Raw genomic sequence first — 22,799 nt, forward strand, 5'->3', positions numbered from 1 at the left:
AAGGCCCGCTCCGGCGGGCCTTTTTCTTTGCCGTAAAGCCGAAGCGCCTCAAAAAACCGCATGGTTAACACGGCATTAACCAGCAAGCGGTTAGTTTTCCCTGTCAATCCGGGATCAGGTCTCCTGCCGGATCTTGCCGAAACCATAAAACGACGGGTTCAGGGACATGGGCAGAATGCATTCTCCGACATTCGATGGTCGTCACACGCGCTTCGTGTTGACGGCGTTTTTCGTGCGTCAGATCATGGCTCTCGCCGGTTTCGCTCTGTTGGCCACGATTGCACTGGGCATCGCAGCGCTCGCGACATGGAATGTCGCGGATCCGAGCCTTTCCTATGCGACAGGAAACCAGCCCACCAATCTTCTGGGCTATGGCGGTGCGATTTTCGCCGATATCGTGATGCAGTTCCTCGGGCTTTCCGCAATCATCTCGCTCCTGCCCGTCATCGCCTGGGCGATCGCGCTTATCGCCGGCCACAAATTCCACCGCATACCCGCTCGCCTCGTATCCTGGGTCGCAGGCGCCATCGTCTGCGCCGCCTCGCTCGGCTGCTTTCCGGCCCCCGTGACATGGCCGCTGCCGAACGGCATAGGCGGCGTCATCGGTGACATGATCCTGCGTTTTCCCGCCCTTTTCATCGGTGCTTACCCCACCGGCACGATCGCCACGGTACTGGGTGTCATATTTGCGGCGCCCGCCGCATGGTTGATGCTTTTTGCCGCCGGTGTCGTTGGCGGTCTGGATGACGAGCTGGAACGCGAAGAAGCGGCTCCCGTCGCCACCAGCAAGGCCCGCGCAGCCCGTGAGGCCGAGGAAGATGACGAAGACGACGGCGAGGGGTTCTTCGCCAATATGCTCGCCTTCGGCGCGCTGGCGCACTACTGGTATATCACCCAGGCGCGCTTCCGCCGCCTGTTCGGTTTGAAGTCTAGATCCCTGAACGATGAATTCGAGCATCCTTATGACTTCAACGAATATGAATTCAGCACGCTGAACGAACCCTCACGCCTCAAGACCGCGATCAACCGCCTCGACCAGCGCGCAGAACCGTCTTTCGAAGAACGCGCCGCATCGCGTCGCCAGATGTCACCTCCCTCCATCGCGCTCAATCATGACGAGGACATGGATGACGAACAACCCTTCGACGCGGATGGACGCCGGCTACCGGACGGCATTCTCTCCGACGACGAAACCGACCAGAAATTCACCGCCAGACAGGCACCTGGACGCGGGCAGACCAGAATAACCGCCCCTTCCGCACGCCCGAAACCCAGCGAACGCGTGGCGCGCGAAGCCCAAGCCTCCTTCATCGCCGCCGACGGTTTCCAGCTGCCAACCGTTCACCTTCTGGCGGAGCCGAAAAATGTCGTGCGCGACAATATGCTGAGCGAGGAAGTGCTGGAACAGAACGCCCGCCTTCTGGAAGGCGTTCTCGAGGATTTCGGGGTCAAGGGCGAAATCATCCATGTCCGCCCCGGCCCGGTCGTCACGCTTTACGAACTGGAACCGGCGCCCGGCATCAAATCCTCGCGCGTCATCGGTCTTGCCGATGACATTGCCCGCTCCATGAGCGCGATTGCCGCCCGTGTCGCCGTCGTTCCCGGCCGCAACGCCATCGGCATAGAACTGCCGAACCAGACGCGCGAAACCGTGTTCCTGCGCGAACTGATCGGCAGCCGCGATTTCGAAAACAGCAAGGCCAAACTCGCCATGGCGCTCGGCAAGACCATCGGCGGTGAACCCGTCATCGCTGATCTTGCCAAGATGCCGCATCTGCTCGTCGCCGGCACCACCGGTTCGGGCAAGTCGGTCGCCATCAACACCATGATCCTGTCGCTGCTTTACCGCATGTCGCCGGAACAGTGCCGCCTGATCATGATCGACCCGAAAATGCTCGAACTGTCGATCTATGACGGCATTCCGCATCTGCTCTCTCCCGTCGTTACCGATCCGAAAAAGGCCGTCGTGGCGCTGAAGTGGACGGTGCGCGAGATGGAAGAGCGCTACAAGAAGATGTCGAAGATCGGCGTGCGCAATATCGACGGCTTCAACAGCCGCGTACAGCAGGCGCTCGACAAGGGCGAAATCCTCACTCGCACGGTGCAGACCGGCTTCGACCGCCAGACCGGCGAGGCAATCTACGAGACGGAAGAATTCGATCTGAAGCCCCTGCCCTACATCGTCGTCATCATCGACGAGATGGCCGACCTTATGATGGTCGCCGGCAAGGACATCGAAGGCGCGGTGCAGCGCCTGGCGCAAATGGCGCGCGCCGCCGGCATCCATGTTATTATGGCAACCCAGCGCCCCTCCGTCGACGTCATCACCGGCACGATCAAGGCAAACTTCCCAACCCGCATCTCCTTCCAGGTGACGTCGAAGATTGACAGCCGCACCATCCTTGGAGAGCAGGGCGCCGAACAGCTGCTCGGCATGGGCGACATGCTCTATATGGCAGGCGGCGGGCGCATCCAGCGCGTACACGGTCCCTTCGTTTCCGATAACGAGGTGGAAGAGATCGTCGCCTATCTGAAGACGCAGGGCGCACCGGAATATCTGGAAGCGATTACCGAGGAGGATGACGAGGAAGGCAATGGCGGCGGCCCGGCCGGCACCGGCAATTTCTCCGATTCCGAAGACCCATACGATCAGGCCGTGGCCGTCGTGCTTCGAGATGGCAAAGCCTCCACCTCCTACGTGCAGCGGCGCCTTGGCATCGGTTACAACCGCGCCGCCTCGCTGATTGAGCGCATGGAGCAGGAAGGCATCATCGGCCCCGCCAACCACGCTGGAAAACGCGAAATCCTCGTGCCAACGGAAGCAGACATCATCGAGCGGTAATGTCCGCAACCAAGCGGGGCGAAGAAGCGTTGTTACACGCTTTCAACGTCATGAAGCCGCCGCCTTTTATGCGGACAATCGCCGCGATGAAGGAGAATAGAATGAACGACCTCACCACCGGCGAAACGGCCAACGCAAACACACCGCAAAACGGCGTGACGCGTCGTGGCGTCCTGACGGCATTTTCCATGGCCGCAATCATGGCCAGCCTTTCTCCGCTTGACGCTTTCGCCCAGGCGGCCGGCAATACCGCGACAGCGCAGAAAATCGCCAATCACTTCTCGTCGGTCAAAACCATGATGGGGGAATTCGTCCAGTTCGGCCCGCGTGGGGAACAGACCGGCGGAAAATTCTACATCGAACGCCCCGGCAAACTCCGCTTCAATTATGAAGACCCCTCGCCCATGCGTGTCATCTCCGACGGCAAGAACGTCGTCATCGGCAATATGAAGCTGAAGACGTGGGACCTTTATCCGCTTTCCAAAACGCCCCTCAGCCTGCTTCTTTCCGACAAGATCGATCTCAGTAACCAGAAGGTCCGGAACGTGAAGGAAGAATCCGACCTGACCACCATCGTACTGGGCGACAAGAGCGTCTTCGGCGATTCCACCATTACCCTGATGTTCGATCCGAAGACCTTCGATCTGAGGCAATGGACCACGACCGACGCCCAGAACAAGGACACGACCGTCATGATCTTCAACGTCCAGACCGGCGTGAACCTTGATGAGCGTGTCTTCAGCATCAATTACGAGGAAGTCCGCAGAGGCGGCTGACACATAAAAGCCGGTGGAAATTTTTCGAGAGGCGGCCCTGCGGTCGCCTTTTTCATTTTACCGCTAAAATACATTCCCGTTTTCGTCGCGATGTTATAAGCCTGCGCCCCGGAAACTTGTCCCGAACCGTGCGGTTTGCGGCAATAAAAGCGGAGCGGATGCATGTCGTTTTCGATAACCACCTGGAACATCAACTCGGTCAGGCTCAGAATGCCGATCGTTGAGCAGTTTCTGGTACGCTACAAACCGGACATTCTCTGCCTGCAGGAAACGAAATGCCCGAATGGCGAGTTTCCGATGAAGCCGCTGAAGGCGCTCGGTTATGAGCATGTCATCATCCATGGCCAGAAGGGCTATCACGGTGTCGCCATCGCCTCGAGGATTCCGCTGACTGAAGATCACCGACAGGACTATTGCGGTATCGGCGACGCACGCCACATTTCCGCAATTTTTGAGGTCGGATCGCGTCGCGTGCGGCTGCATAATTTCTACGTTCCGGCTGGCGGCGACGAGCCGGATCGGTCGATCAACCCGAAATTCGGCCACAAGCTCGATTTCATCGAGGAAATGAAGGCACTGCGCGCCGATGGCGTGCCCGGCACCTCCTCCATTCTCGTCGGCGACCTCAACATCGCGCCGCTCGAAAATGACGTCTGGTCGCACAAGCAGCTTTTGAAGATCGTCAGCCATACACCCGTCGAAACCGAAGGCATGCTGGATATCATGAGGAAGGGCAACTGGCTCGATCTGATGCGCCTGAATGTGCCGGAGACGGAAAAGATCTATACGTGGTGGAGCTACCGCGCCAAGGACTGGGAAGCGGCTGATCGCGGCCGCCGCCTCGACCATATCTGGTCTTCGCAGGACCTCGGTTCCTCGCTCGAAAAAATTGATATATTGCGCGAGGCCCGCGGCTGGAACCGGCCATCCGACCATGTTCCCGTCACCGCCCATTTCCGGTTCTGAACAGGCGGAATTGTCCGGCGTCAGGCGAAGCGGTTCTGCAAACGGGCAGCACCCGCCGCAAGCAACGCGATATTGTCGCGAATACGCGCCGAGACTATATCGGCAACCTCCGGAAATTCCTCCACCAGCCGGTGGAAGAGGATGCGCGTTATGCGGATGACTTCGGAATCCTCCACTGCCACGGCAGTGAACTTCCGTTCGCAGAGCGTGAAAAGCGCCAGCTCCGAAAGCAGCGCCCCCTTGCCCGGCGTCGCCTGCAACACGGGCTTGCCATCCCGCCCTGCCGTGAAAAGCTCGAAATGGCCAGCCGTCACCGCAAAGGCGCATTCGGCCGGTGAGTGCTCCCGGAACAATGTCTGCCCGGCCGATACACGGCGGCGCTCCGCACCGAAGGCGACAAGCCGCAGCTGGTCATCGCTGAACCCCGCAAATAACGGCACTTGCCCCAGCAGAATGATATCGTCGGTCAAGGCCATGTCGATCGTTACTCCGGAAAAACGCCTGCACCACTATAGCGGTTTTCCAATATCGGTCCTCAAAATACAAGCTATTAGAACGCCGCGCGCCTTTTCGGACGCGCAGCATGAGCTTTGGACATATGAAAGGTGCAAAGAGGCCGCTACTCAGGGAACGATCTTGTATCCGCCGTTCTCGGTAACCAGAATTTCAGCGTTCGACGGGTCGCGTTCGATCTTCTGGCGCAGACGATAGACGTGTGTTTCCAGCGTGTGCGTTGTCACCCCGGAATTGTAACCCCACACCTCTTCCAGCAGGACGTCGCGGGTAACGACGGTGCTGCCGGCGCGGTATAGATAACGGATGATCGCCGCTTCCTTTTCCGTCAGCCGGATTTTCTTGCCGTCCTCCGTCGTCAACAGCTTCTGGCTGGGCTTGAACTGATAGGGACCGACGGTGAAAACCGCGTCCTCGCTCTGTTCGTATTGACGTAGTTGCGCCCGGATACGGGCCAGAAGCACAGCGAAACGGAAGGGTTTCGTCACATAGTCATTCGCCCCGGCTTCCAACCCAAGAATGGTATCGGAATCGGTATCGTGCCCGGTCAGCATGATGATCGGCGCCTTGAAGCCGCCCTTGCGCAACAGCTTTACCGCCTCGCGGCCGTCCATGTCCGGAAGGCCGACATCCATGATCAGAAGATCGACCTGGGCGGTCTTGGCGGTCTGCATGGCCTGTGCGGCATTGGCGCCGTTGAGCAGCGAGAATTCCTCATAAGGAGACAATTGCTCAGTCAGCGTCTCCCGAAGATCGTCGTCATCGTCCACCAGAAGGATAGTGCGAGCCGTCATTCGGATTCTCAGCCTTTCTTACTTTAGCGCATCGGCCCAAAAATCAGGCTCGATTTTCGAGAAGCACGATGCGTAGTTTAAAAGAGTTAGAGCGTCCCTTATACATCCCAAAAGACGCCCGGCGCTCTAATTATCAGCCAATTCAGCGGTTTGCCGATGAAAGGTCAACCCATTGCCACGATATAACGAAGTGCTATGACTTCACGTTAAATAACCTGCAAAGCAAAATCTCGTGAAAAACATGAGCAAACAGCCCGTAAGACAAAGTAAACGCGCATCGACGCTCATGGTTCGGCCGGCCCCCTCGAAAATCAGTCGCGCCATAGTCCAACTCGGGCACCTCAACTTTCCCGCGGCGATCGGCCGCAACGGCCGCACCGCATTGAAACGCGAAGGAGACGGAAAGTCTCCCATCGCCACCATCGGCCTGATGCACGGGTTTTATCGCGGCGACCGCCTTCCCGGCATCGCCACGACACTTCCGATGCAGCGAACACGCAAGTCCATGCTGTGGTGCGACGAGCCCCGTAGTCCCAATTACAACAGGCTGGTCAAGGCGCCCTTCGCCCCGAGCCATGAAGAGATGATGCGGAAGGACAACCTCTACGACGTCTGCCTGGTACTCGATTGGAACATCACCTCGAGAAGCCGCAACCGCGGTTCGGCGATCTTCATGCATCTTATCAGACCGGGATATGAGCCGACCGCAGGCTGTGTCGCCCTCCATCCCCGTGACATGCGGCGCATCCTGCCGCATCTGCGCAAAGGCACGAAAATCCGCATCCTGTGAATTTCAGACCGCAACCGGGCAACAAAAAACCCGCCGTCAAGGCGGGTTTTTTTAGAGGGAAAAAGCCGGTTGTTAAGCGGCTTCGTCCTGAGAATCGTCCTCTTCGACGGCCTTGCCACGCTTGGGCCCCTTGGCAAGGTTCACTTCCACGAGGCGAACAGCCTCGGTTTCGGACATCTTGTTGACGGCGGCGATTTCGCGCGCCATGCGGTCGAGAGCAGCTTCATAAAGCTGACGCTCGGAATAAGACTGCTCAGGCTGGTTTTCCGCACGGTAGAGATCGCGCACAACTTCCGCAATCGCGATGAGATCGCCGGAATTGATCTTCGCATCATATTCCTGCGCGCGGCGCGACCACATGGTACGCTTCACACGCGCCTTGCCCTGCACCACTTTCAGCGCCCGCTCGACAAAATCGCCTTCGGAAAGCTTGCGCATGCCGATGCTGACGGCTTTGGCGACGGGAACTTTAAGACGCATCTTGTCTTTTTCGAAATCAATGACAAAAAGCTCAAGCTTCATGCCGGCGACTTCTTGTTCCTCGATGGCAGAAATGGTACCGACACCATGAGCGGGATACACAATCGCTTCACCGGTTTTAAAGCCGTGATGTGCTGGAGATTTCTTCTGCTGGGTCGTCATTCGTTCTAAAAACTCCCTGTTACATACCCGGGGATGCCGGGGTTGGGTCGGTCAGGCCCTGATGAGACGGGGGGAACCGTCAGGTGACTCCGCACTGGTCCAGCCGTGCACGCAAAAACACACCTACCCGTCTTGCGGGGTTCGATAACGTAAACGCTCGATATGTCACGGAAACCGCGTGCAAAAGAGGTGTTGCTTTCGTGGTGTTTTTGGGCACACAAATGCCACGCTGTGGATCAGTGTCGTTGGTGTACCACAAAAATAGGTGCAAATCAATAATTTGCTTCAACCGTGGCCGCAACATCACATGGCGGCCCGAGAACCGCCTAAAAATTAGCCGCAAAAATACTGTCGTCTGCTTCTAAACCGAGCCTTACGATAAAAGAAGCAAAAAAATTTCACTTACCGGATAAAGAAACACGATAGCCTCTTAAACTCTTCGTAATTCCACGCCAATATCCGATTCGACTGAAAAGGCAAAATCCGCAAATTGGCGATGCTTTTTTATATTAAAGTGTGATTTTTGGAGGAATCCACGTCAAATGGGCTACAGAAACAATCCAAAACGCGAAAAACAGATCGAAAAAGCGCGCCAGCAGGCAATTGCCGAAAATGTCCAATTTCTTGATCCAGGCATTCTTTATGGAAGGGCAAGTACCGACGATATAGAATATTATTCCGCAGAGATGCTGGCTGCGAGCGCCGCTCACAGTTTCGAGGCGCTTTCGCACTGGACCGGAGACGCTCCTCATATCAGCATTTCCCAGGTGGAGGGCGTTTCACCGCGGGATATTCCGGTAACGGTCCTGACCATTATCGGTCGCAATATGCCTTTCCTGTACGATTCTGTCATGGGCGAGGTCACCAGCACCTATCGAGGTCTTTACCTCGCGGTGCATCCGATACTGGTACGCGACGAAAGCGCGCAGGCGGGCTATCGTCTTGCGGAACCCGAGGATGATCCCGCTGAAAACGTCAGCCTCATCCAGCTGCATATCGCCCCACTCACAGCGCAGGCCGCAGCGGCGCTGGAAGAAAGGCTGCGTTTCGTGCTGACGCAAGTCCAGTTCGCCTATCGCGACTGGCGGCCGATGCTGGCGAAACTCGATGAGGCGCTGGATGAATTGTCCAAGCGCGGTTCGTCACGGCGCAAGACCGAGCGTGCGGAAGCCGTCGAGTTCCTCAACTGGCTTCGCAACGACAATTTCACCTTTCTCGGCATGCGTGACTACACTTATTCCGGCAAGGGAAAGAACGCGAAGATCGAGCGCGGTGACGGCGTCGGTCTCGGCAGCCTCAGCGATCCGGATGTACGCGTGCTGCGCCTCGGCAAGAACGCCGTGACGACGACGCCGGAAATCCTCGCCTTCCTCGACGGCCCGGATTTCCTCATCGTCACCAAGGCCAACGTGAAGTCCATCGTGCATCGTCGCGCCTATATGGACTATATCGGCATCAAGCGCTTCGACGAGGACGGCAATGTCATCGGCGAACTGCGCATCGTGGGCCTCTTCACCGCCACCGCCTATACGCGCTCGGTCAAGCAGATACCGCTGCTGCGCGCCAAGGTCGCGGAAGTCGAGCGGCATTTCGGCTTCGATCCGAACAGCCATTCGGGACGTATTCTGCAGAATACGCTCGAAGCCTATCCGCGTGACGATCTCTTCCAGATCGAGACCGATCTTCTGATCCGCTTCGTCGAGCAGATTATGGAATTGAGCGACCGGCCGCGCGTGCGCGTGCTTGCACGTATCGACCGTTTCGACCGTTTCGTTTCGGCCATCATCTTCGTTCCGCGCGAGGAGTATAATTCCTATGTACGCGAGAAGATCGGAGACTATCTGAGCAGGGTCTATGACGGGCATATTTCCGCCTACTACCCCGCCTTCCCCGAAGGCGCCGTCGCCCGCGTCCACTTCATCGTCGGCCGCACGGAAGGCAAGACGCCGCGCATCGCCCAGGACAAGCTCGAAGACGCCGTCAGCGACATTGCGGCGCGCTGGATAGACCATTTCGTCGCCCTCTCCGAGCCGGGTGCACCGGTGCTGGAGGTCGATCAGGCTTATCAGGAAGCCTTCACGCCGGAAGAAGCGATCGGTGACATGCCGGATATTCTGGGCGCCGCGAAGGGCGAACCGGTCCGCATCGAATTTTACCAGCAGGAAGGTCAATCAGCCGACACGCTGTCGCTGAAGATTTTCCACCGCGACGGCCACCTGCCGCTTTCGCGCCGCGTGCCCTTGCTCGAAAATCTCGGATTCAACGTTATCAGCGAGCGCACCTTCGATATCGGCGTCGTTTCGGACGGCGAAAAGCGTGACATCGTGCTACACGACATGGAACTGTCCGTCGGCAAGGGGACGACGCTCGATCTGGCGCATTATGGAGAGAAACTCGAAGAAGCGTTCCTCGCCGCCTTCTCCGGCAAGGTCGACAATGACAACTTCAACCGCCTGATCCTCGCCTGCGGCCTGACCGTGCGCGAAGTCTCCGTGCTGCGCGCCTATGCGCGTTACCTCCGCCAGACCGGTATCGTCTATTCACAGGAGCATATTTCCGAAACGCTCTATAAGTATCCGGCGATTTCCCGCAATATTTTCGCGCTGTTCAAGGCCGGCTTCGATCCGTCCGTCGACGAAAAGAAGCGGCTGAAGAAACTCGCCGAAATACACAAGGCAATCGAAGCGGCGTTGAGCGGCGTTCCCAATCTCGATGAGGACCGCACGCTCAGGCGTTACGTCAACGCCATCGACGCGACGCTGCGCACCAATTACTTCCAGAAAAATGCCGATGGCACGCCGCGTGACCTGCTGGCATTCAAGTTCGATCCCAAGCATCTGGACGGCCTGCCCGACCCACGGCCTTTCCGCGAAATCTTCGTCTACGGAACAGAAGTCGAAGGCGTGCATCTGCGTTTCGGCAAGGTCGCGCGCGGCGGTCTGCGCTGGTCGGATCGCGGTCAGGATTACCGCACGGAAGTGCTCGGTCTCGTCAAGGCGCAACAGGTCAAGAATGCGGTGATCGTTCCGGTCGGCGCCAAGGGCGGCTTCTTCCCGAAGAACCTGCCGGCCGGCGGCTCCCGCGACGAAGTCTTCAATGCCGGCCGCGAGGCCTACAAGACCTATATCCGCACCCTGCTGTCCATCACCGACAATATCGTCGACGATGCCATCGTGCCGCCAGCCGACACGCTGCGCCTCGACGGTGACGACCCCTATTTCGTCGTCGCCGCCGACAAGGGAACGGCAACCTTCTCCGATACGGCGAACGGTCTTGCCCGTGAGGCCGGTTTCTGGCTGGACGACGCCTTTGCATCGGGCGGTTCCGCCGGTTACGACCACAAGAAGATGGGCATCACCGCGCGCGGCGCCTGGGAAACGGTAAAGCGGCATTTCCGCGAAATGGACACCGATATCCAGACAACGCCGTTCACCGTCGCCGGCGTGGGCGACATGTCCGGTGACGTTTTCGGCAACGGCATGCTGCTTTCGGAAAAGATCAGACTGATCGCCGCCTTCGATCACCGCGATATCTTCATCGATCCCGACCCGGATACCGACGGATCCTTTACTGAGCGCAAGCGGCTTTTCGAACTGCCGCGTTCCAGCTGGCAGGATTATGACCGTTCGACCCTCTCGGCCGGCGCGATGATCATCTCGCGTGCCGAAAAATCGGTGACACTGACGCCGGAAGCCGTGGCCGCCATCGGTCTCGATAAATCCGTCGCCACACCCTTCGAGATCATGACCGCCATCCTGAAAGCGCCAACCGATCTTCTGTGGTTCGGCGGCATCGGCACCTACATCAAGGCGGCGGTGGAAACCAATGCCGAGGTGGGTGACAGGGCGAACGACCCCATCCGCGTCAACGCAACTGAGCTGCGCGCCAAGGTCATAGGAGAAGGCGCCAATCTCGGCATCACCCAGAAGGGGCGCATCGCCTATGCGCTTTCGGGCGGGCGATGCAATTCCGACGCGATCGACAATTCGGCCGGCGTGAACTCCTCAGACGTCGAGGTCAACATCAAGATCGCGCTTGCCTCCGCCGTTAACAGCGGTCGCCTGACGATGCCGAAACGCAACCAGCTTCTCGCCTCCATGACGCCGGAGGTGGCGCAGCTGGTGCTGCGCAACAACTACCTGCAATCGCTCGCGATTTCGCTGACGGAGCGGCTGGGGCTCGCCAACCGCGAAGAACTCGGCCGCCTGATGAGCGCGCTGGAGGCGACCGGACAACTGAACCGCAAGGTCGAGACCCTGCCGGACAATGCCGAATTCAGCGAAAGATACGCCACCGGCAAACCGCTGACCCGGCCGGAAATTGGCGTGCTCCTCTCCTATGCCAAGCTCACTTTGTTCGATGCATTGGTGGCAAGCCCGCTTCCGGACGAACCCTATCTCCAGCATCTGCTGGTCGATTATTTCCCGGCCAAGATGCAGAAGAATTATGCGGACGACATCAAGGCGCATCGTCTGCATCGCGAAATCGTCGCGACCGCGCTCGCCAATGCCGTCGTCAATCGCGGCGGCCCGGGCTTTGTGCAGAAACTTGCCGATGCGAGCGGCCTTCTGGCGGCCGACGTCGTCAAGGCGGCGGTGATCGTCGAGGATGGTTTCGGTCTCAAACGCCTGTGGAGCGAAGTCGACGCGCTGGACGGCAAGGTCGGAGGGGAAGTCCAGAACGGGCTTTATGCCATGATCACGCGCATTTTCTCCGACGCGAGCAGGCTTTACCTGCAAACCGGGAGCGCAGGTGCGGCCGCGGGTGACATGGCGACCGAAATCGAGCGACTGAAAACCGCAATCAAGACGCTGTCGCCGGCAGCGGCGAAGTATCGCCGCGAACTCGGCGTGACGGAAATCGATGGCGTTCCTTCCGGTCTTCTGGAGGAACTCGATACGCTTTCCCTGCTCGTCTATGTGCCAGAGATCATGCGCATCGCCGAAAGCGCTGGCACAACGCTCGCCCGCGCTGCCGAAAGCTATGCCACCGTCTCCTCGACCTTCCGTGTCGCGCGCCTCTTGGATGCAAGTCAGCGCATCACCCCGGCGGATCATTATGAGAGCCTGGCTCTCCTGCGCAGCCAGGACCAGATTTCCTCGTCGCGACGCCGGATTGTTATCTCCGCACTAACAGAATATGCCAAGGAGAAGGATCCGGTTCAGGCTTGGTATGCGGCGGATCGCGTGCGGGTCAACCGCATCGTCTCCGAACTCGGCGCACTCAGCGACAGCGGTGATACCAACCTTGCCCGTCTGACGGTCGCGGCCGGGCTGCTTGGCGATATCGTTCAGGTACGCTGATCGGCAGCCTCAACAACGCCATCCGGGTCCCCCGGATGGCCCCAGACAAGGCGCATGCGCCTGCATCGCACATTTTATTCCTGATTTTCCGATAGGACGATGAATGACTGTCCCTTCCCCAAATGCGGAAACAGCGGTTGCCAAACGCGGCATCTGGGGCTGGGTGATGTTCGACTGGGCGGCGCAGCCGTTTTTCACGGTCGTCACGACCTTCGTTTTCGGGCCTTATTTCGTCGCACGGCTCACCGATGATCCGATTTCGGCGCAGGCGACATGGAGCAACATGGCGACGGTGTCGTCGATCATCATCGCCCTCTTCTCCCCCATCCTCGGCTCCATCGCCGACCAATCCGGCGCACGCAAGCCCTGGATCGCCTTTTTTGCCGTCATCAAGATTGTCAGTCTCTTTTTCCTCTGGTTTGCCGCGCCCGGTTCGCCGCTCATCCTTCCAATCGTCTGCATGATCCTCGCTTCCATCGCGGCGGAATTTTCCATCGTCTTCAACGATTCCATGATGCCGCGCCTGACCAACCCACAAAATGTCGGGCGCATTTCCAATCTCGCCTGGGGGCTCGGTTATCTCGGCGGCATGGTGGTGCTGATTGCCGTAGTGACGCTTCTCGCCGCCAATCCACAGACCGGCGTGACCATCGCCGGAATCACGCCTCTTTTCGGCCTCGATCCCGCAACCGGCGAGGACGCCAGAATAACCGGCCCACTCGCCGCACTCTGGTATCTCATCTTCATTCTACCGATGTTTCTTCTCACTCCCGATGCTGAAAAGGGTCTGCCCTTTGCCGCCGCAATCCGCTCGGGATTGGGGGAACTGAAGATCACGCTGCGAGAACTGCGCTACCGCCCCATGCTGTTGCGGTTTTTGATTGCGCGCATGCTCTATCAGGATGGTGTCAATGGCGTTCTCATTCTGGGCGGAGCCTTCGCCGCCGGCATGTTCGGCTGGGCGACGATGGAAATCGGCCTCTTCGGCATCCTGCTCAATGTCGTCGCCATCGCCGGCTGCTTTGCCGCCGGGCGCGTCGACCAGAAACTCGGCTCGCGCATCACCATCCTTATCAGTCTGGTGCTTTTGCTGCTCGCCACGCTCGGAATCGTCTCGACGGAAAAGGCCTCGACGCTGTTTGGCTGGATACAATTATCCACGGCGGACAATGGCGGCATCTTCGCGACAGGCGCGGAAAAGGCCTATCTGCTCTATGGCGTTTTGATCGGCCTCGCCTTCGGCCCCGTCCAGGCATCGTCCCGCTCTTATCTCGCCCGGAATATCACCGTGGCAGAAGCGGGCCGTTATTTCGGCATCTACGCGCTTTCCGGACGCGCCACGAGTTTCATGGCGACACTGTCATTTTCCATAGCAACCTATATAAGCGGCTCCGCCCATATCGGCATGGCCACGCTTATCCTATTTCTGGGGGCAGGTTTCCTGCTCCTGTTGCGCGTGCCGGAAACAACGGCAGGCTAAGAGCCAGAAGCAAAAGCCGATGCGGTTTGCTGAAACCGGTCATCGGCCCGACAGGATCAAAGCTGATCGAGCTTTTGCTGCAATGCGCGCAACTGCGCCTTCAGCTCATCGATTTCGGATGCATTCGGCTTGCGGGTTTCCTTGGGCGCCTGCGGCATTGCGAAAGGTGTGAAACCCTGCATCGCCTGCCGGAACAGTTCCGTATTGCGGCGGATCTGCTCTTCCATCATTTGTAGCGGCGCCTGAAAATTGCGGGCAAGCGAACCATCGCCGAAAGCCTTGGCCATATGCTCCTGCATCTGGCTCTGCTGATCGGAGAAGGTCTTCATAGAATGTTCGAGAAATGTCGGCACGACCATCTGCATCTGGTCGCCGTAATAGGAGATCAATTGCCGCAGAAACGCCGTTGGCAGCAAGGTATTGCCGGTTTTGGCTTCCTGTTCGACGATGATCTGCGTCAGCACCGCATGCGTGATGTCTTCGGAGGACTTGGCATCCTGAACCTTGAAGTCCTCGCCGCGTTTGACCATCTGCGCCAGATCATCAAGCGTCACATAGGTGCTGGTGCCGGTATTGTAGAGCCGCCGGTTGGCGTATTTTTTAATGATTGTTTCGCCGTCGTGTTTCGCCATGCCCGCCTCCTCGCGATGATGGTATTTTCTTGTTTTTTGGTGATATTGCTCTTCCCGGCGCAAAGTGTATGCGCAAAACGAGCCCTCTGACAAATGTTTTGTGCATCGCAACAGTTTGTTTTTTGCGCAGCAATTTTCCGCAAGATTTCGGCGTGATTTAGCAACATCTTTTAAAGCAACTTTCGCCATTTGACTTGTATTGAAAGCTTTGCCAGTCTCCGCCCGCAAGTGAGGAGAAAACTGATGACCCTGCCTTCAATCGTGATTGCCAGCGCCGCGCGCACAGCCGTCGGCTCTTTCAATGGCCACTTCGCCAATACGCCAGCCCATGAGCTCGGGGCGACCGTCATCAGCGCCGTGCTGGAGCGCGCCGGTGTCGCGGCGAACGAAATCGATGAAGTCATTCTCGGTCAGGTGCTGACGGCAGGCGAAGGGCAGAACCCGGCGCGGCAGGCTGCCATGAAAGCCGGCATTCCACAGGAAGCGACCGCCTTCGGCCTCAATCAGCTCTGCGGCTCCGGCCTGCGCGCCGTGGCCCTCGGCATGCAGCAGATCGCCACCGGCGACGCGAACATTGTGATTGCCGGGGGGCAGGAATCCATGTCCATGGCGCCCCATTGCGCCCATTTGCGCGGCGGTGTGAAGATGGGCGATTTCAAGATGATCGACACCATGCTGAAAGACGGCCTGACCGACGCCTTTTACGGTTATCACATGGGCATCACCGCCGAAAACATTGCCCGTCAATGGCAGCTTTCCCGTGATGAGCAGGACCAGTTCGCCGTCGCATCGCAAAACAAGGCCGAAGCCGCGCAAAGCGCCGGCCGTTTTGCAGATGAAATCGTGACTTTCACGGTGAAGGGCCGTAAAGCCGATATCGTCATCGATACGGATGAGCATATCCGCGCTGGAGCTTCGCTGGAAACCATGGCCAAGCTGCGCCCCGCCTTCGACAAGGAAGGGACGGTCACGGCCGGCAACGCTTCCGGTCTGAACGATGGCGCCGCCGCCACGCTTTTGATGTCGGAGCAGGAAGCAGGAAAGCGCGGCATCAGGCCGCTCGCCCGTATCGCCTCCTGGGCGACAGCGGGTGTCGATCCGCAGATCATGGGCACCGGTCCCATTCCCGCCTCCCGCAAGGCGCTGGCCAAGGCCGGCTGGTCGATCGGCGATATTGGTCTTGTGGAAGCCAACGAAGCCTTTGCGGCCCAGTCCTGCGCTGTGGTGCGCGAACTTGGCCTTGATCCCGCTATCGTCAACGTCAATGGCGGGGCGATTGCCATCGGCCATCCGATCGGTGCCTCCGGCGCGCGCGTCCTCAACACCCTGATTTTCGAAATGCGCCGCCGTAACGTGTCCAAGGGTCTTGCAACGCTCTGCATCGGCGGCGGCATGGGCGTCGCCATGTGCATCGAAGCACTCTGAAACCGCCTCACGACTTGCCAAAAAGCAATTCCGGTTCAGCGCGCAATAGGGTAGAAGCGGCCTCCCATTGGCCGCATTTCTGTGGCCGGTGAGCACGACGAACAAGTTCTGCAAGATATGGAAGCATCCTCGCATATGCAGGCGCTTCAGTGACAGGTCATGGAGGCCGATATGAGCCGGGTTGCGTTGATTTCCGGCGGGACGAGCGGCATAGGCGCCGCAATCGCCCGCGCCCTGCAGGCGGCCGGCTACCGGGTGGCCGTCAATTACGCCTTCACGACGGACAGGGCGGAAGCATTCCAGAAAGAAACCGGCATCCCCGCTTTTCAATGGGACGTGCGCGACTATGACGCCTGCGTCAATGGCATAGCCAGGGTAGAAGAGACCTTCGGTCCCGTCGAGGTGCTCATCAACAATGCCGGCATCACCCGCGATGCGATGTTCCATAAAATGTCGCCGCAGCAATGGCGCGAGGTGATCGACACCAACCTCACCGGCGTGTTCAACATGACCCACCCCGTATGGCCGGGCATGCGCGACCGCGGCTTCGGCCGCATCGTCAACATCTCCTCCATCAATGGCCAGAAAGGTCAGGCGGGACAGACCAATTATTCCGCCTCCAAAGCGGGCGACATCGGCTTCACCAAGGCGCTCGCCCAGGAAGGCGCCAGCCGTAACATCACCGTCAACGCCATCTGCCCCGGCTACATCGGCACGGAGATGGTAAGAGCGATACCGGAAAAGGTTCTGACTGAGCGGATCGTGCCGCAAATTCCCGTAGGACGGCTGGGTGAACCGGAAGAAATCGCGCGCTGCGTTCTGTTTCTGGTTTCTGACGAGGCCGGCTTCATCACCGGTTCGACCATGACGGCCAATGGCGGACAATATTTCGCCTGAGGCTGTCGATCCGGCCTTCTCGTCCGCGTGAAGCTAGTAAACTTTTTGTGATGCCGTCTTCAGTGTTTTGCTGCGCACAAAAACTTGAAGATGAAACACCGGAAAGACAAGAAACCTAAACCAATGAAAATACGATAGTTTTCGTATAGTTTAGAATGAGTCTAGAAAATTCCGAGTTCCTAAACGAGAGGTTTTTCTTGACATTTGCTGTCCTGTTTTGGTTTAAGAACGAAAACAACGTGTTGCGTCATACAGGCAGTCCATCATGCTGGTTTGCAGCTGCAATTACATCACTGATCATGAGATCAAGGACGTCATCAACGAACTCCTCGACGAGGACTGTTGGCAGCTCATCGTTCCCGCAAAAGTGTATCACGCCATGGAAAAGCGCGGTCGCTGCTGCGGCTGTTTCCCCTCCGTTGTCGATCTGATCATCAAAACCACAGAAGAATATCACGACCGTCGCCACTCGACGGAGGCCGATGTTTTTGATTTTATGTTCCGCCTAAAGCGATTCCACGAAGAGAATAGGAGAGCGGACATTGAAAGGCGACAAAAGAGTCATCGAGCGGCTTAACGAGGCGCTTTTTCTCGAACTCGGTGCAGTAAATCAGTACTGGCTTCACTACCGTCTTCTGAACGACTGGGGATACACCAAGCTCGCAAAGAAAGAACGCGCTGAATCCATCGAAGAGATGCAGCACGCCGACAAGCTCATCGACCGCATTATTTTCCTCGAAGGTCATCCAAATCTTCAGACGGTTGCCCCTCTCCGCATCGGCCAGAACGTGAAGGAAGTCCTGGAAGCAGATCTTGCCGGGGAATATGATGCGCGCGCCTCCTATAAGCAGTCCCGTGACATCTGTCACGAAGCTGGAGACTATGTCTCCATGAAGCTGTTTGAGGCGCTGCTGATCGACGAGGAAGGCCATATCGACTTTCTCGAAACCCAGCTCGAACTGCTCGGCAAGATCGGCGAGGAAAAATACGGCCAGCTCAACGCCGATTCCGCCAACGAAGCGGAATAAGCACTGGCGACAAAACAGAAAAGGCGGCCTTGGCCGCCTTTTTTATTTACCGGAAAGGTGCCGGAACTCCGCCACGACCTGTTCGTATACCGCACGCTTGAACGGTACGATGAGTTCCGGCAGGCTTTCCATCGGCTTCCAGGCCCATGCGTCGAATTCAGCCGTATGCCCGGTCGGCGGCGGATCGATCTGGATCTCGCTTTCGTCGCCTTCGAAGCGGAACGCAAACCAGCGCTGCGCCTGCCCGCGATATTTGCCCCTGAGACCGATACCGATCAGTTCAGGTGGCAGGTCATAGTGAATCCAGTCGCTCGCCTCCCCAAGCAGGCTCACCGTTTTCATGCCTGTTTCTTCGTAGAGTTCGCGAATCGCGGCCGTCAGAGGCCGCTCACCATCATCGATGCCGCCCTGCGGCATTTGCCACAGATGCGGTGAGCCGTCATATTCAGAATTGCCTTCCTTGATGCGCCGGCCGGCCCAGACAAGGCCTTCGGCATTGAGAACCATTATCCCCGCGCAGGGACGGTAAGGCAAATCTTCTGCTTTGATTGTCATGGGAAACCCGCACTGTCTGAGTGCCAGAAATGGCCGCACGCAAGGTTTACTGCCCTGCCTGCCCGGAAACAAGCGCAGAAACACCGACAATCTCGATGCCGCGCCCGCCAGCCTCACGCGACCATTTGGAGATCGCCGCAACGCTTTCATCAAAAGCCGAAGCTACGCCGATCGCCTGGCCGTTACGCCGTGCAATTCGCTCCAGTTCATCCAGCTTGCGTAGAATGGCAGCTTCGGTGACTTCGCCATCAAGCAGAATATCGGCAAAACCCTGTGGGGCGGAAATCGCCTTGGCAATACCGCCACTCAGCGATTGCGCTGAAGAGCCATCATCCAGAAACAGCAGGCCACGCTTGCCAATGTCGCGCATGACAGGCTCCAGCGCCGCCTGCTCGGCAAGGAAACGCCCGCCGAGATAATTCATGACGCCGGTGTAATTGGTGATCTTCGCCATGGAGCGATGCAGCCGGTCGATGTTGACCTTGGCGGGATCACCCGCCAGCAGCGTGTCAGGGCCGGGATTGGTGCCTGGATAACCGAAAGGCTCAAGCGGTATCTGCAGAAGGATTTCATGCCCCTGTCGGCGCGCTTCCTGCATCCAGCGCTGCAAGCTGTTGCCGCTGGCGGCAAAGCCGAGCGTCACCTCCGGCGGCAGCTCGCGGATCGCTTTTTGCGACCCCGTCTGGCTGAGACCGAGCCCGCCGACCACAATCGCCACCCGGGTGCCGCGTGCGCCAGACCAAGGCCGTGCATATTGCTCCATCGGCCGCAAACCGTCCGCGCCGATGACCGGTAATTTTCCGAATGCGGTTTCTTCCAGCAGTTCCTCATTGGGTCGCATCGCCATGCGCGGATCCTGGCCATAGGTTTGGCCGCTCATCAGCACCGGCCCTTCACCCTCACGCGAGCGGGGAGAGTAAACCGATACGACATTGCCATCAGGCATCGTCTCGCGACTGATCTTGGCGCCCGAGCGACCGCCTTGCGGCTGGAGACCGGCGGCATCGCCGGGAGCCATTACATCGGCCGGTGCGATTTCTGGTGTTTTTTCGGCAAGCTGACGTTGTTCCTCCGGGCCGCTCGCCGTCTTCTGCAAATTGCCGGGCGAAAGCGCCGTATAGACGGACAAGCCGCCGACTGAGAAAACCGCAAGCACCGACAAAGCCACAATGACGGAAAAGCGCCGGTTGATACCGGCGCTTTTTTTCTGACGACCCAGAAGCGGTTTTCGCAGGTCCGAAGGCAATGAACGATCCGTCCAAACGGTTGGGCAATAGAGACAATGCGCCGGCTGACCGGCGAACTATCTTACTGCTTGTTGACCACAGCCTTTTCCGGATTCGGCGGGAAAGACGGATCCGTCTTGGTGCCGCGCAACAGGTCCAGAGCATAGTTGAGCTGGATGTCGTCCTTGGCTTCCGGCGGAACATAAGCGGAGGAACCCGAGCCTTCATCGGTTTCGCTCTGTCCCTTGATGTGGCCTGAAAGACCGGATTCACCTTCGGTGGTCACCTTGCCCTGCAGCTCAGGCGGCAATGGCTGCTCTACCTTGATGTCAGGTTCAATGCCCGTACCCTGGATCGATTTACCCGACGGCGTGTAATAAAGCGCCGTGGTCAGGCGCAACGCGCCCGCTTCACCGAGCGGAATGATCGTCTGGACCGAGCCCTTACCGAAGGAGCGCGTACCGACCACGGTCGCACGACGCAAATCCTGCAACGCACCCGCGACGATTTCCGAAGCCGAAGCCGAACCGCCGTTGACGAGCACGATCACCGGCTTGCCATCGGTCAGATCACCGGCCGTCGCATTAAAGCGACGGGTCTCGTCGGGATTACGGCCACGGGTCGAAACAACTTCGCCGCGCTCGAGGAACGCATCGGAAACATTGATCGCCTGATCGAGCAGACCACCCGGGTTGAGGCGCAGGTCGAGCACGTAGCCCTTTAGCTTGTCGGCCGGCACTTCAGCCTTGATCTTCTTGATCGCCTTTTCGAGGTCGTCATAGGTCTTTTCGGTAAAGGAGATGACGCGCAGATAACCGACATTGTCACCCTCGACACGGGACTTGACGGCCCGCACGGCGATGACATCGCGCATGAGGGTGAATTCGAGCGGCTTGTCGGCGCCCTTGCGGATGATCGTCAGCTTGATCGGCGTCTTGACCGCGCCGCGCATCTTCTCGACCGCCTGCTCCAGCTTCAGGCCACGAACCGGCGTACCGTCGATTTCCGAAATGAAGTCGCCGGCCAGAATGCCCGCGCGGGAAGCCGGCGTATCGTCGATCGGCGTGATGACCTTGACGAGCTCGTTCTCCATGGTCACCTCGATGCCAAGACCGCCAAATTCACCCTTGGTCTGGGTGCGCATGTCGTTGGCATCCTTGGCATTCATGAAGCTCGAATGCGGATCGAGCGAGCTCAGCATGCCGTTGATTGCGTTTTCAACCAGCTTCTCGTCATCCGGCGGCGTTACATATTGTGCGCGGACGCGCTCGAACACGTCGCCAAAGATCGACAGTTCCTTATAGGTCGAAGGCCCGGCCGCCTGTGCCGGCATGCTCGCCGAATAAATCACGCTCATCGCCGTGGCGCCCATAAGCCCACCGATAAGGAGAAGCGAAACCTTACGAATCATTGTGCGCCCTTCCGGTCTTTTTTGCGGTCCACCACGGTTGAGAATCAACCGGCACACCATCTTTCCTGAACTCAATGTAGAGCGTTGGCCTGTCGGTTTCCAGCGCCAATGCTGCTGCACTCGCTACTCTTTTTGCACCCATGGAGGCGATGGGCTCTCCGGAGAACACGAACATTCCCTGCCGTGTCCTCACATTGTCCATGCCCGTCATCACCACATGATATCCATCACCCGTATTGAGGATGATCATCCGGCCATAACTGCGGAAATCTCCGGCAAACACCACGAAGCCGTCTGCAGGCGCCGTCACGATCGCTTCCGGTCCGCTCGCGACGACAATTCCCTTGGAAAAGTGGCCCGTTCCGTCCGCATCGCCGAAGCGTCGCAGCACATCGCCGGTAACCGGCAGCTCCAGCTTTCCCTTCAAACTCGCGAAGGGATATGCGGGCGCAATACGGTTTTTATCGGGCATTCCGGCTTCAGCCGCGGCGCGCTCCTTTTCGCGTTCCGCCTCCGAAAGACGGGCCAGGCGCTGCTCTTCCGCCCGCGCCTTTTCCATCGCCTCCCGCACCGAGGTAATCTCGCCTTCAAGCGAACTCACAAGCCCCTCAAGGCTCGTCGCCTTGCTTGCAAGCTCTTCGGATCGCTTGCGTTCCGCCTCCAGCTCCGCCGCCGTCTGCGTATTCTTGCGATCGTTTTCAGCAATCAGCAGGTCGAGGCGTTTTTCCTCTTCCAGACTTGCCGTCATCATACCCGTAAGATCGTCCTTTTCGCGAGCGATTGCCTGCCGGACATCGGTCAATTCTTTGAGAGCGGTGACTAGCTTGTCGGTTTCACCACGAATGCCAGGCACGACTGCGCCGAGAAGAATGGCGCTGCGAACCGAAGCAAGCGCATCTTCCGGCGAAACAAGAAGGGCAGGGGGCGGATTTCTGCCCATGCGCTGCAATGCGGCCAGAACCTCCGCCAGCACACCGCGTCTTTCCCGCAATGACGCCCTGACGCTATCCTCGCGAACCGAAAGCTTGGCCAGACGATCCTCACCGTCGCTGATCTTGGCCTCCAGCGCCTTGCGCCGGGCAGCCGATGCGATCAACTCCTCACGGATGCGTGCGCTGTCCTGATTGAGGGAAGCGATACTGTCCTCAAGCTTCCTTGTCTTGTCTTCCGAAAGACCGATGCTGTCGACCAGTTCTTCCAGATCCTGCCGGTTCTGGTCGCGGCGCTTCTCCAGCGTCTGCAGCGCATCCGGCGACGTATCATCGCCTGCGGCCGGAACCGCGCCCGCATCGTCCCGCGAATAAGTTGGACCGATCCCCATCACAAAAGCAGCAATAACCGCGCCCGCAAGGGCAGCGTGCCGTTTTCGTTGAGGCCTGTTGTCCATGTGAACTTTCTTTGATGCCGAAGCAGAAGCGCCGATATTAGGGATTTTGCCGCGATCTTCCAAGAGGCCCTGGAAAGGCCGCCACCAAAGCCGTGCGCTGTCAGCGGTGTCGCGGAGCTTCATGTTGAAATT

At 58.5% G+C, this 22,799-nt stretch carries 18 protein-coding genes; 10 read left to right on the forward strand and 8 right to left on the reverse strand.

All coding sequences use genetic code 11. The annotated features are described in order from the left end of the window. The first annotated feature begins 175 nt into the window (after positions 1-175). The 3 genes from AGR1_RS14145 to AGR1_RS14155 all read left to right on the forward strand — a co-directional run bounded on the left by AGR1_RS14145 (position 176) and on the right by AGR1_RS14155 (position 4,584). Positions 176-2,842, forward strand: a complete 2,667-nt coding sequence (locus AGR1_RS14145) for a DNA translocase FtsK (protein WP_187772143.1) — start codon at positions 176-178, stop codon at positions 2,840-2,842. 50 nt (positions 2,843-2,892) lie between these two features. Further along, the gene (locus tag AGR1_RS14150) at positions 2,893-3,618 is read left to right on the forward strand and encodes an outer membrane lipoprotein carrier protein LolA (RefSeq protein ID WP_162927537.1); all 726 of its coding nucleotides are present in this window, start codon (positions 2,893-2,895) and stop codon (positions 3,616-3,618) included. Positions 3,619-3,780: 162 nt separating this feature from the next. Next, a complete protein-coding gene (locus AGR1_RS14155) occupies positions 3,781-4,584 on the forward strand; it encodes an exodeoxyribonuclease III (RefSeq protein WP_080792256.1) in 804 nt (267 codons plus the stop codon). 20 nt (positions 4,585-4,604) lie between these two features. On the opposite strand, the gene AGR1_RS14160 is transcribed toward AGR1_RS14155, so the two are convergent. Both AGR1_RS14160 and AGR1_RS14165 read right to left on the reverse strand, forming a co-directional pair. Then, positions 4,605-5,060: a cyclic nucleotide-binding domain-containing protein gene (locus AGR1_RS14160; protein WP_149147178.1), complete on the reverse strand. Its 456-nt coding sequence runs from the start codon at positions 5,058-5,060 to the stop codon at positions 4,605-4,607. Between the two features lie 147 nt (positions 5,061-5,207). After that, entirely contained in the window at positions 5,208-5,891 is a 684-nt protein-coding gene (locus AGR1_RS14165) for a response regulator transcription factor (RefSeq protein WP_080792252.1), read from the reverse strand. 286 nt (positions 5,892-6,177) lie between these two features. On the opposite strand from AGR1_RS14165, the gene AGR1_RS14170 reads away from it, so the two are divergent. Then, positions 6,178-6,681, forward strand: coding sequence for a L,D-transpeptidase (locus AGR1_RS14170; protein ID WP_121459730.1), 504 nt, complete (start codon positions 6,178-6,180; stop codon positions 6,679-6,681). A gap of 72 nt (positions 6,682-6,753) precedes the next feature. On the opposite strand, the gene AGR1_RS14175 is transcribed toward AGR1_RS14170, so the two are convergent. After that, positions 6,754-7,323, reverse strand: coding sequence for a CarD family transcriptional regulator (locus tag AGR1_RS14175; protein WP_004444078.1), 570 nt, complete (start codon positions 7,321-7,323; stop codon positions 6,754-6,756). 542 nt (positions 7,324-7,865) lie between these two features. Here AGR1_RS14175 and AGR1_RS14180 point away from each other — a divergent pair. Together AGR1_RS14180 and AGR1_RS14185 are read left to right on the forward strand one after the other, a co-directional pair. Beyond that, positions 7,866-12,626 (forward strand): NAD-glutamate dehydrogenase, encoded by a 4,761-nt coding sequence (locus AGR1_RS14180; protein WP_149147179.1) that lies wholly within the window; start codon positions 7,866-7,868, stop codon positions 12,624-12,626. 103 nt (positions 12,627-12,729) lie between these two features. Then, positions 12,730-14,106, forward strand: coding sequence for an MFS transporter (locus AGR1_RS14185; RefSeq protein ID WP_149147180.1), 1,377 nt, complete (start codon positions 12,730-12,732; stop codon positions 14,104-14,106). A gap of 56 nt (positions 14,107-14,162) precedes the next feature. On the opposite strand, the gene phaR is transcribed toward AGR1_RS14185, so the two are convergent. Beyond that, positions 14,163-14,738: a polyhydroxyalkanoate synthesis repressor PhaR gene (gene phaR / locus AGR1_RS14190; protein WP_003520279.1), complete on the reverse strand. Its 576-nt coding sequence runs from the start codon at positions 14,736-14,738 to the stop codon at positions 14,163-14,165. A 243-nt stretch (positions 14,739-14,981) separates the two neighbouring features. Between phaR and AGR1_RS14195 the strand changes: the two genes are divergently transcribed. The 4 genes from AGR1_RS14195 to bfr all read left to right on the forward strand — a co-directional run bounded on the left by AGR1_RS14195 (position 14,982) and on the right by bfr (position 18,088). After that, positions 14,982-16,163, forward strand: coding sequence for an acetyl-CoA C-acetyltransferase (locus AGR1_RS14195; protein WP_149147181.1), 1,182 nt, complete (start codon positions 14,982-14,984; stop codon positions 16,161-16,163). 171 nt (positions 16,164-16,334) lie between these two features. After that, positions 16,335-17,060 carry an acetoacetyl-CoA reductase gene (phbB, locus tag AGR1_RS14200; RefSeq protein ID WP_149147182.1) on the forward strand — a complete coding sequence of 242 codons (726 nt, stop codon included), beginning with the start codon at positions 16,335-16,337 and terminating at the stop codon, positions 17,058-17,060. Between the two features lie 265 nt (positions 17,061-17,325). Continuing rightward, positions 17,326-17,637 carry a (2Fe-2S)-binding protein gene (locus AGR1_RS30155; protein ID WP_149147183.1) on the forward strand — a complete coding sequence of 104 codons (312 nt, stop codon included), beginning with the start codon at positions 17,326-17,328 and terminating at the stop codon, positions 17,635-17,637. After that, entirely contained in the window at positions 17,603-18,088 is a 486-nt protein-coding gene (gene bfr / locus AGR1_RS14210; protein ID WP_080792240.1) for a bacterioferritin, read from the forward strand. Before AGR1_RS30155 ends, bfr begins: the two co-directional genes overlap by 35 nt. Positions 18,089-18,130: 42 nt before the next feature. Here the strand turns inward: bfr and AGR1_RS14215 are convergent, their stop codons facing one another. The 4 genes from AGR1_RS14215 to AGR1_RS14230 form a co-directional block, all read right to left on the reverse strand. Beyond that, complete coding sequence (locus tag AGR1_RS14215; protein ID WP_080792238.1) at positions 18,131-18,643, reverse strand: RNA pyrophosphohydrolase; 513 nt, start codon at positions 18,641-18,643, stop codon at positions 18,131-18,133. A gap of 46 nt (positions 18,644-18,689) precedes the next feature. Further along, the gene (locus tag AGR1_RS14220; RefSeq protein ID WP_149147184.1) at positions 18,690-19,889 is read right to left on the reverse strand and encodes a divergent polysaccharide deacetylase family protein; all 1,200 of its coding nucleotides are present in this window, start codon (positions 19,887-19,889) and stop codon (positions 18,690-18,692) included. Between the two features lie 62 nt (positions 19,890-19,951). After that, positions 19,952-21,280: a S41 family peptidase gene (locus AGR1_RS14225; protein ID WP_149147185.1), complete on the reverse strand. Its 1,329-nt coding sequence runs from the start codon at positions 21,278-21,280 to the stop codon at positions 19,952-19,954. Continuing rightward, entirely contained in the window at positions 21,270-22,667 is a 1,398-nt protein-coding gene (locus tag AGR1_RS14230) for a murein hydrolase activator EnvC (protein ID WP_080793348.1), read from the reverse strand. The genes AGR1_RS14225 and AGR1_RS14230 overlap by 11 nt, the downstream gene beginning before the upstream one ends. Between the last annotated feature and the right edge of the window lie 132 nt (positions 22,668-22,799).

Origin of the sequence: Agrobacterium sp. B1(2019) (genome assembly GCF_008274755.1) — a bacterium.
Taxonomy (GTDB): domain Bacteria; phylum Pseudomonadota; class Alphaproteobacteria; order Rhizobiales; family Rhizobiaceae; genus Agrobacterium; species Agrobacterium salinitolerans.